Annotated in this window: 19 protein-coding genes and 1 pseudogene; 12 read left to right on the top strand and 8 right to left on the bottom strand. The window is 40.1% G+C overall.

The genetic code is table 11. The features are described from left to right. The gene (cotP, locus tag ACZ07B_RS21070) at positions 1-432 is read left to right on the top strand and encodes a spore coat protein CotP (protein ID WP_024572976.1); all 432 of its coding nucleotides are present in this window, start codon (positions 1-3) and stop codon (positions 430-432) included. A gap of 14 nt (positions 433-446) precedes the next feature. Here the strand turns inward: cotP and ACZ07B_RS21065 are convergent, their stop codons facing one another. Then, positions 447-1154: a DUF421 domain-containing protein gene (locus ACZ07B_RS21065; protein WP_072175204.1), complete on the bottom strand. Its 708-nt coding sequence runs from the start codon at positions 1152-1154 to the stop codon at positions 447-449. Between the two features lie 208 nt (positions 1155-1362). Between ACZ07B_RS21065 and ACZ07B_RS21060 the strand changes: the two genes are divergently transcribed. The 4 genes from ACZ07B_RS21060 (at position 1363) to ACZ07B_RS21045 (ending at position 3068) form a co-directional block, all read left to right on the top strand. Further along, entirely contained in the window at positions 1363-1947 is a 585-nt protein-coding gene (locus ACZ07B_RS21060; RefSeq protein ID WP_024572978.1) for a DUF421 domain-containing protein, read from the top strand. Positions 1948-2070: 123 nt separating this feature from the next. Continuing rightward, on the top strand, positions 2071-2301 hold the full coding sequence (locus ACZ07B_RS21055) for a spore germination protein (RefSeq protein WP_038827548.1): 231 nt from the start codon (positions 2071-2073) through the stop codon (positions 2299-2301). A 32-nt stretch (positions 2302-2333) separates the two neighbouring features. After that, positions 2334-2627 carry a hypothetical protein gene (locus ACZ07B_RS21050; protein ID WP_009969672.1) on the top strand — a complete coding sequence of 98 codons (294 nt, stop codon included), beginning with the start codon at positions 2334-2336 and terminating at the stop codon, positions 2625-2627. Positions 2628-2831: 204 nt separating this feature from the next. Beyond that, positions 2832-3068 (top strand): spore germination protein, encoded by a 237-nt coding sequence (locus ACZ07B_RS21045; protein ID WP_003244342.1) that lies wholly within the window; start codon positions 2832-2834, stop codon positions 3066-3068. A gap of 50 nt (positions 3069-3118) precedes the next feature. On the opposite strand, the pseudogene ACZ07B_RS21040 reads toward ACZ07B_RS21045, so the two are convergent. From ACZ07B_RS21040 to ACZ07B_RS21025, 4 genes and pseudogenes are all read right to left on the bottom strand, one after another. Beyond that, positions 3119-3458 (bottom strand): annotated as a pseudogene (locus tag ACZ07B_RS21040) (thioredoxin family protein). A 185-nt stretch (positions 3459-3643) separates the two neighbouring features. After that, positions 3644-4033 carry a DoxX family protein gene (locus ACZ07B_RS21035; RefSeq protein ID WP_003234169.1) on the bottom strand — a complete coding sequence of 130 codons (390 nt, stop codon included), beginning with the start codon at positions 4031-4033 and terminating at the stop codon, positions 3644-3646. A 98-nt stretch (positions 4034-4131) separates the two neighbouring features. Next, positions 4132-5070: a ring-cleaving dioxygenase gene (locus tag ACZ07B_RS21030; RefSeq protein ID WP_014475945.1), complete on the bottom strand. Its 939-nt coding sequence runs from the start codon at positions 5068-5070 to the stop codon at positions 4132-4134. 15 nt (positions 5071-5085) lie between these two features. Continuing rightward, positions 5086-5706, bottom strand: coding sequence for a nitroreductase family protein (locus tag ACZ07B_RS21025; protein ID WP_464877650.1), 621 nt, complete (start codon positions 5704-5706; stop codon positions 5086-5088). A 475-nt stretch (positions 5707-6181) separates the two neighbouring features. Here ACZ07B_RS21025 and mneP point away from each other — a divergent pair, with 475 nt between their 5' ends. From mneP to ACZ07B_RS21005, 4 genes are all read left to right on the top strand, one after another. Next, the gene (gene mneP / locus ACZ07B_RS21020; protein ID WP_014478979.1) at positions 6182-7075 is read left to right on the top strand and encodes a manganese transporter MneP; all 894 of its coding nucleotides are present in this window, start codon (positions 6182-6184) and stop codon (positions 7073-7075) included. Positions 7076-7188: 113 nt separating this feature from the next. Then, positions 7189-8001, top strand: coding sequence for a MerR family transcriptional regulator (locus tag ACZ07B_RS21015; RefSeq protein WP_464877649.1), 813 nt, complete (start codon positions 7189-7191; stop codon positions 7999-8001). Positions 8002-8090: 89 nt separating this feature from the next. After that, positions 8091-8780, top strand: coding sequence for a DUF554 domain-containing protein (locus ACZ07B_RS21010; protein WP_134155629.1), 690 nt, complete (start codon positions 8091-8093; stop codon positions 8778-8780). A gap of 203 nt (positions 8781-8983) precedes the next feature. Continuing rightward, positions 8984-9886: a carboxylesterase gene (locus ACZ07B_RS21005; RefSeq protein WP_464877648.1), complete on the top strand. Its 903-nt coding sequence runs from the start codon at positions 8984-8986 to the stop codon at positions 9884-9886. Positions 9887-10299: 413 nt separating this feature from the next. Here the strand turns inward: ACZ07B_RS21005 and ACZ07B_RS21000 are convergent, their stop codons facing one another. From ACZ07B_RS21000 to ydfH, 3 genes are all read right to left on the bottom strand, one after another. Next, complete coding sequence (locus tag ACZ07B_RS21000) at positions 10300-12474, bottom strand: MMPL family transporter (protein ID WP_124060041.1); 2175 nt, start codon at positions 12472-12474, stop codon at positions 10300-10302. A 115-nt stretch (positions 12475-12589) separates the two neighbouring features. Then, a complete protein-coding gene (gene ydfI, locus ACZ07B_RS20995) occupies positions 12590-13231 on the bottom strand; it encodes a two-component system response regulator YdfI (protein WP_015382876.1) in 642 nt (213 codons plus the stop codon). Next, on the bottom strand, positions 13224-14447 hold the full coding sequence (gene ydfH / locus ACZ07B_RS20990) for a two-component system sensor histidine kinase YdfH (protein WP_425671387.1): 1224 nt from the start codon (positions 14445-14447) through the stop codon (positions 13224-13226). Before ydfH ends, ydfI begins: the two co-directional genes overlap by 8 nt. 267 nt (positions 14448-14714) lie before the next feature. Here ydfH and ACZ07B_RS20985 point away from each other — a divergent pair, with 267 nt between their 5' ends. From ACZ07B_RS20985 to ACZ07B_RS20975, 3 genes are all read left to right on the top strand, one after another. Further along, on the top strand, positions 14715-14855 hold the full coding sequence (locus ACZ07B_RS20985; RefSeq protein WP_072175194.1) for a hypothetical protein: 141 nt from the start codon (positions 14715-14717) through the stop codon (positions 14853-14855). Further along, positions 14852-15031: a hypothetical protein gene (locus ACZ07B_RS20980; RefSeq protein WP_072175193.1), complete on the top strand. Its 180-nt coding sequence runs from the start codon at positions 14852-14854 to the stop codon at positions 15029-15031. The genes ACZ07B_RS20985 and ACZ07B_RS20980 overlap by 4 nt, the downstream gene beginning before the upstream one ends. Before the next feature lie 85 nt (positions 15032-15116). Next, positions 15117-15560, top strand: a complete 444-nt coding sequence (locus ACZ07B_RS20975) for a carboxymuconolactone decarboxylase family protein (protein WP_232567110.1) — start codon at positions 15117-15119, stop codon at positions 15558-15560. Positions 15561-15563 lie beyond the last annotated feature (3 nt).

Below are 15563 nucleotides of genomic sequence, written 5' to 3'. Positions count from 1 at the left end.
ATGGATTTCGAAAAAATTCGAAAGTGGCTTGAGATTACGAATGAATATAAACAAAGTGACTTTTGGACAAATGTGCTCAAATATAAAGCCCCGGAACATTTTTTTGATTCCGAAGCTTCTACATTTGTTTACGACTTTTATCAAGATGAAGAATATAATTTTATCATTGTGGAAATGCCCGGTGTGTATGAGGAAGAATTAACGATCCGTTTACTATCTAAAACCCAGCTGCTGATCAAAGGAACGATCACGCCTGTTTTTCCTGCCGAAATGGAAGTGCTGCGTGAACGGTATTACGGAGAAATTGAGCGAATCATTCAGCTTCCCGAAGCCACTGAATCTCATTTGTTACAGATTCAGCTGTTAAACGGGCTTCTGCACATTTCGTACCCAAGACAAATTGAAACCATTGCGTTCAATAAGGGGCTTTAAGATTGATTGTTCCTTCATTCCTTATCCATAGGGACTGATATATGGTCTTTATACTGATCCACATAAATATCCCCATTACCCAGCAGCACTGCGTACACGGTCTCTTTCACCTTTATGTCTCTTTTTCGCAATTCCTCCAAAAGCCAGGATTCCGTCAAACGATTCTGCTTTAAATTATTCTCAATGATTTCTCCGTCCATAATAAGCTCTATCGGAAGCCTGTGTTCTTGGTTTACCGCAATCATTAAATCCTGTTTGGTCACATGCCGGAATTGCGGTTTTCTTAACACAGTCAGCTGACCATTCGTTTCAAGAATGGCAAAAAGAACTTCTTCGATATTAAATATTTCTTTTTCCCGCAATTGCTGATTTAAATAATCAAGTGTGTAACGCATTTTCCTCATATTTGATTCAAGTATCTTCCCGTTTTGAATCAGCACTGTTGGATCTCCGGCAAAAAATTTCCTCAGCTTCCTGTTCTTTATCGACAGAAACGAAATTAGAAAAATGGTTAACACAAAAATACTAAACGAAATGGCCATATTGTGCGGTTTTATTGAAGTATTGTAAGCTAATCCACCAGCAATCGCCCCTAGTGTGATCGCCGCAATAAAATCAAAAATCGTCATTTGAGAGATTGTCTGTTTGCCTAAAATTCGTTCTGCGATTAACAGCAAGCCAAAGCTGGCAACCGTTCTAATGACAACTTCAAGTTCAATCATGTTATGGCGCTCCCCGCTTCCCAGATTGTTTCGGCCAAAAAACTCCTGTTGCTATCATTGTTTGGCTTAATATATCCATCTATACCAAAAATATTGTTCGGTTCAGGACAGAATGAACCGACTGCCTTTCGGATATATTAAATTGCGATTGGCCGGAAGGAAAGCCAATCCCATGACAAATCTAATTCATCATTGGTCAGGTGGTAGCATGAATTTCACTTGGGAATCTCTAGTTCTCATTGTAGCCGGAGTCATTTTGCTAAGAATTTCAGGAAGAAAATCAATCGCACAAATGACTTCAACTCAAACGGTTGTCATGATTTCGATCGGAACTATTATCGTTCAGCCAATCATCGAGTACAGCCTCTTCAAAACATTAATTGCGGCGGCAATTTTCACAATTACACTCATCGTTATGGAATGGATCCAAATGAGATCGAACTTCATTGAAAAGATGTTGACCGGAAAAGCAAAAATTGTTATTGAAAACGGTCAGCTTCATATCGAAAACCTGAAGAAGATGAGACTTACAGCTGATCAGCTTGAAATGCAGCTACGGCTTCACGGCGTTACGGCTATACAAGATGTCAAAATTGCGACATTAGAGGCAAACGGGCAATTAGGAATAGAATTAACTGATGACGCCAAACCTTTAACTGTCAGGGATCTAAAAAAACTCATTCACCCGAATTTCATTAATAAGGACGGACAAGCCCATTTGTCTAGCAATCAGAATATTTTTGATGAAATTGACAAAAAGAATAAAAAAAACATCCCTAAAAAACTGCATTAACAAAAAGCACTTGGAGAATTTTGCAGGTTTTTGTCTCTCACTGAATGTTTTTGCCGTTTTGTTTAAGCAATTGCTGCTCACACACCATATTGTATAAACAGTCATAACAGAGAGGAGAGATGAATGATGAAATTCCCAGTTTATATTCATTCGATATCCGGAAACAGCGTTTTTAATAACGGTTTTGCATTTTCCATCAGCCCTTTCTCTGTTTCTAAAGAGACAGATGGTTCCGGAGGGAATAATACAGGTTTGGTTTTTGAATCCAATGCTTTAAGCCAAACAAGCTCCGCCAATCAAGCCCTACATGTTACAAATGCGGTCCAAGAACTGCTTTCCAAGCTTTTAGCATAAACATAAGAAATTAACACTTCATGAGGTGCCGTATGGCTTTTCCAATTATTCACACAAACTTTTGGGATGCTGTGATAGCTGTTCCAATCATCATATTGATAACCCAAATCCTCAAAATATTATTGAAAATCCCCAAAACTTTTGTACCGTCAGTTGCCTTAATAACAGGCCTTGTCATTTCTGTTTTCATAAGCCATCGACACAGCCTCTTTTCTGGCGTATTTATGGGCTGGTTTTATGGCTACGCCGCTATAGGCTCCTACTCATCATTAAAAACGACCATCTTATCCTTTAGGCAAACGAAAAACGATACATCAAATTCATAGATGACATATAACGATCTGCCGCCTCTTTATCAGGCGGCTTTATTTCTGCTGATAGGTTGATCATCTTCAAAAGAGATGCTCATTCACTCGCTATTATTTTTACCATTATGTTGATGCAATGATATAAAAACTCAATATCATAGAAGTAAATAGACTGCCAGCGTCCTCTATGACATCTACTTCTGAATGAAAGGAGCTTGAAGCATGCGATCTCAAATCAACATCTCAAATCTCACGATAAATGGAATGACACAAAACGCCAATACAGATATCGGACAAAACTTGCAAAACAGCCATACTGCGAACAGCAAAAATTACGGTGTCAATTTCACATTAGGAGATTACTCTCCTTCTCATTCAATTATTATTTCAGCAAGTTGTGATAATGATACAAGTGATCAAGGGCAGGTTGATAACCCTTCTTCGCCTAGTGAAGAATAAATTGATGCAAAAAAAGAACTCATTTGAGTTCTTTTTTTTGCCTTATTTCTTTATTCGCCTTCATATAATCGATAAACCCTTTTCAGCTTTTGTTCAAGCTGTTCAAAATGAACAAAACGGGCTTCTCTTAGAAACTCAGTCCCATCAATGAACAAAAGAAGCACAGGAACGGTGAAAACTGAAAATCTGCCGGCGACCTCTGCTACATCGTCAGCATTGATATGCCCCAATTTGATGTTTGGAAACTGATCCAATACTATTCTGAGCTGGGGCAGGACTGCGTGACATACTGTACAGGCAGGCCTTTTATATATAAATAAAACTGAATTTGTGCTGTTTGATAAAATTATCTATAGAATCTAATGAATGTAATTCTGTCATCTCTTTCATCCATTTACTCCTTCAAATAGGTCTGTCTTTTATAACCAAGCTCATCAATACGTATCATTCACTATACTGATTTATATTTATTATATCCGCTTTTTTACTTTGCAGAGTACCTGCAAGCTTGCCGAAAATGTCAAAATAAAAGAACAGTTACTGACAAGCAGCAACTGTTCTTACATACTTTCGTATTAAAAATGCAAAGCGTAAGCTCCTGAACCGATGAGTGCAACCCCTATGGAAACTGCAATGAGCACCAGGTTATATTCAAAACCTCCCGCGCCATTCGCAAAACCTTTCGCTCCATGGACTTTTACGATGGCACCTAACATAATGATCGTTATGATAGCAGCTCCAAGCGGGAGGAATACGCCTAAAATAAATAGAATTCCGCTTACTAACTCCCCAAGACCTGATAGAGCGGCCGCAACGTTTCCTGGTTTCACCCCAATTGACTCGAACCATTGTCCGGTTCCTTTAATCCCGTATCCGCCAAACCAGCCGAATAATTTTTGTGTGCCATAAAACAAAAACACCACACCAATCATTATACGAATAAGCAACAGTCCTGCATCTTCCATTTGTATCTCTCCTCATCTTTGATTTTATCTAATTCTTTGCTGACAGTATCCAGCAATCATCAATTGAATATATGTTTCTTTATTTTTTATGTGTCAAATCAATCTAACTCTCTTACTTCAAACGGCAGCAGCCCTTGTTCAATTTGTGTGCGATGCGGTTCATATTGCACAGGCAGCATCAGTTTTTCGCCCATTGTATCCTGTGTTTCATCATGTGCAAAGCCCGGGGGATCAGTTGCGATTTCAAACAGGATTTCCCCATGTTCCCTGAAGTAAATGGCATTAAAATAGTTTCTATCCCGAACAGGAGTTACACCATATCCGTGGGAAGCAATATATCTTTGCCAATCTAACTGATCTTCATCATCGTTAGCCCGCCAAGCGATGTGATGCACCGTTCCGGCCCCCATTTGCCCGCGGCCAATAGGCGTTAACTTAAGGTCAATCACATTTCCGATATCACCGGCGGAACGATAACGAACGAAGTCCCCTTCTTTGCCGACTCGCTCCAGCCCCATGATGTTTTCTAAAAGGTCAGCGGTTTTGTCAGGCTGCGCTGATAATAGGGTTGCACCCCCAAAACCTTTAATGGCAACATCGGGCGTTACTTCTCCGAAAGTCCACGTATTAGCCTCTCCTTCTTCTCTTTCCACGATTTCTAAGTGCAGTCCATGAGGATCATCAAATTCTACATATTGTTCCCCAAAGCGCTCGATTTTGGTGTATGGAACGTTGAACTTTTCTAGTCTCTTTTCCCAAAATGCCATAGCCCCTTTCGGCACGACATACGAAGTCACACCAACTTGACCGTCTCCAATGACGCCTTGGCGGGCTCCGGCCCACGGAAAGAAGGTAATGATTGTTCCCGGCTTCCCGCCTTCATTCCCAAAATAAAGATGATACGTACCTGGGTCATCAAAATTGACAGTTTGCTTGACCAAACGAAGCCCAAGCACTCCTGCGTAGAAATCTGTGTTCTCTTGAGGGTGACCGACAATCGCTGTAATATGATGAATTCCCATCGTTTTTTTAGCCATTTTTATCCGCTCCTTTTACATATACTCAACAAACTCATTCACAGGCTTCCGGTAGCCGCGCGGTCTTCTGCTCTCTGTTTTTTCTTTTCCAATCGTAATCATCATGACAACCTCAAATTGGTCGTCTATGTTCAAAATCCGTTTTACGGCTTCCGCATCAAAGCCGATCATCGGGCAGGTATCCCAGCCTTTTTCCTTAGCACTCAGCATAAACATCATCGCAGAAAGTGAAGCATTCCTTATCGCCTCATCTCTCTTAAATTGTTCTCCCCTGTTTTCATAAAACGAAACAGTGTTGTGCACCATGTGGTCATACTCTTGCTTATTTAATATCCCCAATACCTTTAAACCTTCATAGATATCGGACGCTTGTTGATATGCCTGCTTATCCCCTAATACCAAGAGAACCGCAGATGAGCTAACCACTTTATATTGTCCGTTTGCGGCCTGCTTCAGCTTTTCTTTGATATCCGGATCTAGAACCGCCACATATTTTGTATGCTGCAAATTAAAAGCCGATGGCGCCAATGCAACCAATTCAAACATTTCATTGAGGTCTTCTTTTGTGATTGGATGACCTGAAAGAAAATTGCTTGCAGATCGTCTTTCATTGACTAACTGTATAAATTCAGCCATTACGATACACTCCCTTTTATCTCGAATTCGAGATATTATATTATAAAAAATCCATATTGAATATTGTGTAAAAGAAATGACAACGGATTGAACACTTAGAGTTGCGCTTGATCGCTGATCTTTTCGACCGAATATCTCAAATTAAAATATCTTGAATATGAGATAATAGTAAAATACAGATCCTCTCATGTCAATAGGTTTTTGAAAATTAGTGGGAATTTTTCACTGACGGCAGCATTTTAATAGCGAATCATCACTGTTGTTACATAAGAACTCATTTGTTTGCTTTATGACCTTTTAGCATAGCTCCAACTTTTTTTCTGTCACCTTATTTATTAGTAAACAGGAAACAACGTTGCTATAGACCCACTCGGAATTGAATTGGTATGATAAGCAAAGTGATTACACAGGAAAGGATACGGAGAGCGTATATAGAGCACTCCTATTTTTTTGTGCAGTTTTATAGGAGGAAAAAATGGCAAGTGAAAGAGAACAAATAAGCAGAAAAGTTGCTTTGATTGCATTGATCGCCAATCTGATCTTAATGGCAGGAAAGGTCTTTTTTGGGCTGGTAGGCGATAGTGAAGCCGTGTTTGCAGACGGAATACATTCCGCGGCAGATGTCGTTGCTTCGATTGCAGTCTTGGCAGTGATCGGCATTTCCAATAAACCGCCCGATCAAGACCATCCTTTTGGTCACGGAAAAGCTGAAGTCATTAGTGAGGCGATTGTAGGAATTATCTTAGTGATCGTATCCGTTTATATCCTCATAGAAGCGATTCTGTCCTTTGTTAAAGGGCCAAGCGTTCCCCAATACAGCGCATTGTTTGCGGCACTGATTTCATACGTGGCTAAGGAAATCTTATATCGTTATTCTATAAAGCAAGGGGAAAAATGGAACAGCAAAGCGATTATAGCGATTGCGTACGATCATAAAGGCGATATCGTTGCCTCTCTTGCCGCTTTTATCGGCGTCCTGTTGGCTATCATCGGAAACACCCGCGGATGGCCCTATCTGTTGTACGCCGATGCAATTGCCAGTGCAATCGTTGCTTACCTCATTTTTAAGATTTCAATGGAATTAATCAGGCCGTCTGTTGATGTGCTCATGGAAAAGAGTGTTGATCCCGAGCTGATAGAGGAATATAAAGCTGTTATTTTTCAATGTGATCAAGTAAAACGAATTGATAGAATCCGCGCGCGAGAACACGGCCACTATAAATTGCTTGATGTCCGTTTATCTTTGGATCATGATTTGACAATTAAGCAGGGACACGACATTGCCCGCGAAATTCGAAATGAAATCAAAAGACAGTTTTCAGATGTAGAAGAAGTGCTCATCCATGTGAATCCTTATTTCGAAGAATAAAAAAGCTCCTTTTTTAGAAGGAGTTTTTTCTTTATGCTGCAAACTTTACCTTTAGAACTCGCCGTACTATATAATGTGTGTATATCAATCATAGGGACAGAAAGGTTGTTAGAATGAAGGAATTTTTTTCGATTGGAGAAGTGTCAAAGTTATTCAATGTGAAAATCTCTGCTCTTCGGTATTATGATGAAATCGGTCTTTTGAAACCGGAATATAAAGATGGGCAAACGAACTATAGATATTATTCTACCCAACAGTTTGAGCGGCTGGATACCATCAAGTATTTGAGGGCCCTAGGCCTGCCAATCAATAAGCTTCTTGATTTTTATAACTCTCAAAATGCAAACACTCTTCTTCATTTACTAAAAAGCCAGCAGGCTGAAATTGATCGCAAGAAGAAAGAATTGGAACGCATCGAACGAAAGATCTCCCGACGCATCGCACATATAGAAGATGCCGTTAACATGCCGTTACATCAAATTTCAAAAATCAAACTTCCTGCAATGCGTGTGGCTTACTTGCAGCATGAATATGTTCTCGGCCATGATATCGAACATTCGTTAGCTGAATTGAGAACCCACCTGAATGTGAACGAAGATATATTCATAGGCAAGATCGGTTTATCCATATCAGCAGCAAATGTGAAAGCAAAACAGTTTGACAAATATTCCAGTATATTTATGATTCTTGAAGATGAAAATGAAAAAACTTCTTCAGAAATCATCTTTCCTTCAAAAGAATATCTGCAAATTAGGTTTAAAGGGTCACATCCAGAAGCCGAACCATACTACAAAAAATTACTGGCATATATGAAAGAACATCATTATGAGGTAGCAGGGGACTCAATCGAAATCACACTCATTGATTATGGCATTACGAATAACCTAGATAATTACGTGACTGAAATCCTGCTGCCCATCAAATAATCTCATGAATATGTTTTGATCTCCCTTGACTCTCTACTAACTAGAGGGTTTATTTTTTATGCAGGAATGATTTTTGGAGGAGAAAGCTTATGTTTGGAACGATTTTTAACACAGTGATGATCATTGCAGGAAGCATAATCGGGGGCATATTCAAAAAAGGCATTAAAGATGAATACCAGGATATTTTGATGCAGGCAATGGGATTCGCTGCGGTCGCGCTGGGGATCAACGCCATTACACAGCACTTGCCTGATAGTAAATACCCCATTCTATTCATCGTGAGTTTAGCCATTGGAGGTTTGCTAGGCCAGATCATCAATTTAGAATTACGATTCAACAAGCTGGTGAACAAATTTTCTAAAAGCAATTTAGCAGAGGGCTTATCAACTGCGGTCTTATTATTTTGTATAGGTTCGCTGTCAATATTAGGCCCTGTTGAAGCCGCTTTACATGGAGATTATACATACCTTCTGACAAACGGGATGTTAGATGGGATCACCTCCATTGTGCTCGCTTCAACTTTTGGTTTTGGAATAGCGGCTGCTGCCATTGTATTATTTGCCTGGCAAGGCTCCATTTATTTATTTGCACAAGTAATGGAGAGCGCAATCAATACAGACCTTATTAATGAAATCACAATTGTGGGAGGCATACTCATCCTCAGTTCAGGTCTAAGCATTCTTGGAATCAAGAAGTTCAAAACACTGAATCTGCTGCCTTCCCTCCTGATCCCTCCTGTTGTGATTTTTATGATTCATGCATTTGGATTGCGGTTTTAATGAAGCAGCTCCCACAAAGGAGGTTAATATTCTGTTATATTGATTTTTAATAATCTGTTCCAATCGTTTTATTTCCTTTTCATCGTGGATTTGACGTCGAATAACAACTGTATTATATTGTAAATAAAGTCTGTTATATCAAAATCAGATTCCCCATCACGAAACGGCACATTCATTTAAACAAAATTGGGAGGGGCATTTGTATGTCAAACCATTCATCTAGTATTCCCGAATTAAGTGACAACGGTATCCGCTATTATCAAACTTATAATGAAAGCCTTAGTCTTTGGCCGGTCCGTTGCAAATCATTCTATATATCTACTCGTTTTGGTCAAACACATGTGATTGCAAGCGGCCCAGAGGATGCCCCGCCGCTTGTATTACTCCACGGAGCATTATTCAGCTCGACGATGTGGTATCCAAACATCGCCGATTGGAGCAGCAAATACAGAACTTATGCAGTTGATATCATAGGTGATAAAAACAAGAGTATTCCTGAGAATTTAAGCGGTACAAGAACGGATTACGCCAATTGGCTTCTTGATGTGTTTGACAATCTGGGGATCGAAAAGTCCCACATGATCGGACTTTCGCTTGGCGGTCTCCATACGATGAATTTCCTTTTACGTATGCCTGAGAGAGTAAAAAGCGCAGCTATACTGAGTCCGGCAGAAACGTTTTTGCCATTTCATCACGATTTCTACAAATACGCTCTTGGCCTTACAGCGTCAAATGGAGTTGAAAAATTCTTAAATTGGATGATGAATGATCAGAATGTGGTGCACCCGATTTTTGTGAAGCAGTTTCAGGCAGGGGTAATGTGGCAGGATGGATCAAGAAATCCAAATCCTAAAGCCGACGGATTTCCGTATGTTTTTACCGATGAGGAATTACGTTCAGCAAGAGTTCCTATCCTATTATTACTTGGTGAACATGAAGTCATCTATGATCCCCACTCAGCCCTGCACCGAGCCTCTTCATTCGTTCCTGATATTGAGGCGGAAGTCATTAAAAATGCCGGACATGTTTTATCGATGGAACAACCCGCTTACGTAAATGAACGTGTAATGCGTTTTTTCAATGCAGAAACAGGCATTTCACGGTAAGGGCTTATAAGATAGTGATTTGCATTCATAAAGTCCTGCAATATGCTTCTAGCCGGGCATTTCAAAAAATAGAGTCTCTCTTATGGACTCTATTTTTCTTGGACAAAACCCGCAGCTGGTTTTGTGTGCTTGTTTCTTTAGGTTTCTTATATAATCAGTTGGTTTATTCTTAGAATTATCAAGAACCTAGGCATCACGGAGAGAAGGCAGCGTCAAAAAAATCATTTGATATGCTTTATCACTTCTCCTGGGATGCCTGCTAGTATGACGCAGCTTCCGCCAATATGAAACAAAGTTCCATCCATACCGAAAATGAGTGATTGTGCCATAAGTGTCTCCTTTTAACTGCCGACTCCATCTTCCAAATACCACCATAAGCAAAAAAGCAGATCATTAAAGATCTGCTTTTTCTATTACACACTGATTTGTTTCTTTTGTTCATGATCTATTTCCGGCTGTATTTCCTTTGTCAGTTGATGCCCTTCTATATCCACGTTCGGAATAATCTTGTCTAACCATTTCGGCAAATACCAGGCTGCATTCCCCATCAGCTTCATGACACTTGGAATCAGTGTCATTCTTACAATAAAGGCATCAAAGAGCACACCAAAGGAAAGTGCTAATCCGTTGGCTTTAATAGAAGCTTCGCCTGCAAAGATAAATCCTGCAAAAACGAAGATCATGATCAAGCCGGCTGCTGTAACAACAGGACCACTGTGTTTTAATCCAGCCTGAATGGCTTGTACTGGATTCTTTGTTTTTACATATTCTTCACGCATTCTGCTGACGAGGAATACTTGATAATCCATGGCTAACCCGAACAGAATCCCAATAGATAAAATCGGCAGGAACGCGAGTATCGGCCCTCTTTCAGGTATTTTGAAAAAGTCGATGAGATTCCCGTCTTGCAAGACAAATACACAAATCCCAAGAGTGGCTGTCATCGTCAACATGAAACCTGCAACAGCAACAAGCGGCACAAGCAGCGAACGGAAAACGATGGTCAGCAATACAAACGCAAATCCAACAATAAGTACAGCAAACACCGGTATCGCATCATTCAGGCGATCTGAAATGTCAATATTCACTGCAGTCGATCCAGTAACAAGCAAATCTACTCCGTTTTTATCTGACAAACTGCGTACATCGTGTACCAAATCTTTCGTTGTGACATCATTTGGACCTGTTTCCGGAACGACCGTAATGATGGCAAAGTTCCCTTCTTTATTAGGCATTGCAGGGGTGACACTTGCTACATGGTCTAAACCCTTTATTTCTTTCACTGCATCTGCGAAAGCCTCCGCCTTATTTTCTGTAGCATTTGTGGCATCCGCTACGATTGTTAATTGGCCATTAAATCCTTCTCCAAAGCCTTCGGCAAGCAAGTCATATGCCCGGCGATCCGGATTATCCTTAGCTTTCATCCCAGCATCAGGCAAGCCCAGTTCCAAATGCATAGATGGTATACTAATGACGATCAAAATCAGAATGCTGCATACACTTAGAATGATAGGATTTTTGGTGACAAAGCGTCCCCAGACATTTGTTTCAGTGCTTTGTTTTTCTATTTTCTTGTTTGATTTCGGAATCATCCGCTTCCCTGCAATCGATAAGACCGCAGGCACAAGGGTGATGGAAGCCAAAACAGCCATCAGTACACTAAGCCCTGCTGTCAGCCCCATCGCAGACATAAAAGGAATGTTAACGACAGTTAATCCGCAAAGTGCAACGATAACAGTAAGTCCGGCAAAAACGACTGCGCTTCCCGCTGTTCCTACGGCTCTCGCAATTGATTCATTCTTTTGTATGCCTTCGCCTAAAAACTGGCGGTGTTTCGTAAAAATAAATAAAGCATAATCAATACCAACAGCAAGGCCAATCATTCCGGCTAATGAAAGACTGACGGAAGCAATATCAAATACTTGTGTCCCAATCAAAACCAGTCCAATACTTACACCTAAACCAATCATTGCAGTTAAAATCGGCAAACCTGCTATTAATAAAGAACCGAATGTAATGGCTAAAACGACAAAAGCCAAGATAATGCCGACAATTTCAGAGACACCGCCTATCTCCATCTCGGCTCCCGGTACATCTCCGCTTAGCTCAGTTTGCAATCCTTCATCATCAGCCATTTTCAAACTGTCTTTTAAGTGTTTGATAGAGTAATCCTTTATATCATCTGCTGATGATTTATACTTGATATCAGCATAGGCAACTGTGCCATCTTTCGCGATTGTCCCTGTCACAAAAGGACTTGCAATCGAGTCAACAGAATCATCTTTACTGATTTCTTTGAACGTATCTTCTATTGCTTTTTTTGCTGGCTTCCCAGTAAGTTTCTCCCCATCACCAGCACCGAAAATAACCCGTATGCTCCCTTTATCAGGACCATGAGGAAATTCTTTTTGAATCACATCCATCGCTTTTTCCGAAGGTGTGTCAGGTATGGACATATCCTCAGAAAAACTTGGTTTCAAGGTTACTGCAAGGCCTATCGCAGCAACTAACACAACGATCCACGCACATATTGCTTTTATGCGATTGCGAGCAACCCATCCTCCTAATGTATATAACATTTTTGACATGATAATCTCCTTTCAACACATTGCTTGATCACATTCTTTCTCATTGTAGTTGACAATGAAATGAAAAAAACGTACATTCGGGCATGTACGTTTGGGCAATTTTCAAATATGCAGTTTAGTTGTCTATTGTCAGAATACCTTTTTGCATGGCAATCGTTACTGCCTCAGTTCTTGAATTCGCGCCTAATTTATTGTAAATGGACGTTAATCTGGACTTTACTGTTCGCTCAGAGACGCCCAAATCAAAGGCAATCGCTTTGCTTTTAAGACCTTTAGCAATTGCTTTTAGAACAATGACTTCCTTTTCTGTCAGCTGCGTCTCACTGCGCTGCTTTTTCATCCGCTCAAATTGGATTTCTTGCAGACGTTTAAGGATATCAGGCTGCAATAGCACATTTCCTCTGATCGCTGCATCCATTGTGTGAAAAAGGGTTTCTGAACTCGTATCCTTTAACAGATATCCTTTCGCTCCTAATTCAATCCCTTCGATCATTAAGTGATCTTCATTATATGTAGTCAAAATAATGATGGGGGTATCGTGTTTTTCTTTTATTTGTTTAATGGCCTCTAACCCGCTCATCTCCGGCATATACAAATCCATCAGAATGATATCCGGTTCTAATTCATCTGCAAGACGGACTGCGACTTTTCCATTTTCCGCCTCTCCTATAATGGTGTATTGATCATTCGTTTCAATTAAAAGCTTCAGACCTTCCCTCACGACAAGATGGTCATCAACGATTAAAACCTTATTCATCTTGCATCTCTCCCTGAATTGGTACAGTGATCTCAATTTGTGTTCCTTTCAATTTTGTACTCTTGATATTGAATTGGCCATTTATTGCCCTGACGCGTTCTTGTATGCCAAGAAGCCCATAATGTCCTCTCTTTTTCTTTCCTTTTTCAACATCAAATCCCTTGCCGTTATCCTTAACTGTTAAATGGAGCCTTCCCTTTTCATCATCCCAAATGGATATCCAGATTGTTTTCGCCTCAGCATGCTTTGCCGCATTCGTCATGCATTCTCCAATGATGTAATAACAGTTTTCAGCTGTACGCACATCCAGCACCTGATGCAATCTGTAATCTAATAAACAAGCCATGCCTGTCGACTCTATAAAATGATCCATTAGCGAGGTAATTCTTTCTTTTAAAACACCGATTTCTTCTGATTTGCTGCGGAGATCGTCAATAGCTGAACGTGCATCAGCTAATGTACTTTTCACTCTTTTCATCGATTGTTGTATGATTTCCTTCGCTCTCTCTGTGTTGCCTTTGGCGAGATGAACATGAATCGCATCCAGCTGCATATTTAAACTGACAAGACCTTGAGCAAGCGTATCGTGTAAGTCTCGGGCCATCCGCTGTCTTTCGTTCTGCAGCGTCAGCTGTTCTACCTGCTGATGAGCCAGCTCCAGCCTTTCAAGAGTCAATTGAGCTTTTATTTTTTCATCGACTTGGGCAAAAAATGTTGCGGCATAAGTGATGATGACAATCATGATCGGCGCAGCAATAACAATAAAATGCAAAACTTCACCTTTATGAAGGTGATACGCCGAATTTATGACCAGCAGCAGCAATAGATAAAGAATGAGAAAAGTCCTTCTTCTGTCTGCCATTCCTATAATTTGTCCAATCAAAAATGCATAAAGGCCAATGATGACCAGCATAAGGTAGCCAGTCATGAGATTAGCAAGTGTAAAGGTGATCAAACCTTGTATCACAAAATACAGAACCACCCTTTTCTTAACCCAGCGATATGAGTGCCAATGAAGCAAAGCAAAAATGGCGATTAATATGGTAAACGCATAAAGCAATAAAATGGACCAGCCCCCAGAAACAAATTGCAGCACGATAGAGGCTATATAGATCATGAGAATAAAAGCCAGGCCCGGCACTCTGAGTGCAAGCATGTTTAATGCCCGCCTATCATGTGAGTAATATTTATCTTTGAAAGGATTCCTTATAAGCAAACCTTATCCACTTCCTTTACCTGTTTCACCGAATAGAGATTCATGACAATCGAACCCATATTTCAACGTGCAAACATACATGTATCCAATCATTTTATAGGAAGAGAAGGAACACAACAATATCAGGTGCAGGGAAACATTAGAGTTTCCAATAAGTGATCATTGCCCAAACGTACATGAACGTTCTGCCTCTATGTACGTTTTATCTTTTCAAATTTACCTTTAAAATCATAAGGAACTTACTATTCATTGAAGGAATGATCATCATTGAAATCGATTGATCTCACAATTTTATCATTAAAGAGAAAAGGAATCCGGACTGAGAAGGTATTAAAAAATCAGAACCCTGATCGATTAAGCCATATGACCAAAAATGCGCAACCAAAAAGCAAGGAAAAAGAGGATTGAACATGTATTGGTTTCTAGGTGCTTTATTATATTTTCTGATCGGTACTTATATATTCATTAGAGTCACTAGAGACAGCCAATCAGGCTCATGGATACTGCTTGCATTAGCAGCTCCACTCATCATTGCTGGCTACCCTTATTTTTATTTAAAGAAACTTCTTTCCAAAAGACGGTGATACAGCTGTCATTCAAACCGCACATTGGTAAAATGATCAATACCGGGATACAATCTAGGTATTCTATGGAAAGGAGTCTTGCCTTATGAGTCAAAGAGTGTCCTACTATGAGATTGCACCTGAAGGTATGAAAATCATGATGGATATGGAGAAATACACGAAACAATCCTCAATTAACCGAACGACGAGAGAACTAATCAAAATCAGAGTCTCTCAAATGAACGGCTGTGCCTTCTGCATAGATATGCATACGTCCGATGCCCGCAAAATGGGAGAAACTGAACGGCGAATTTACTGTTTACATGCTTGGAATGAATGTGATTTTTACTCACCTGAAGAGAAAGCGGCTCTCGAACTATCTGAACACATCACGCTCATTCCATCTAAAAGGGTTCCTGATGAGCTATATCATCGGGTGCGGGAACATTTTGATGAAAAACAATATGTTGACCTTGTTCTGATCATTAATCAAATAAACAGTTGGAACCGCATCTCAATTGCAATGGGGAATCGAGCTGCTTCAAAATAAGAA

Source organism: Bacillus sp. 9.4 (assembly GCF_055486415.1).
Note: the sequence above shows the minus strand (reverse complement) of the source record. Positions and strands in the feature narration are given on the sequence as shown.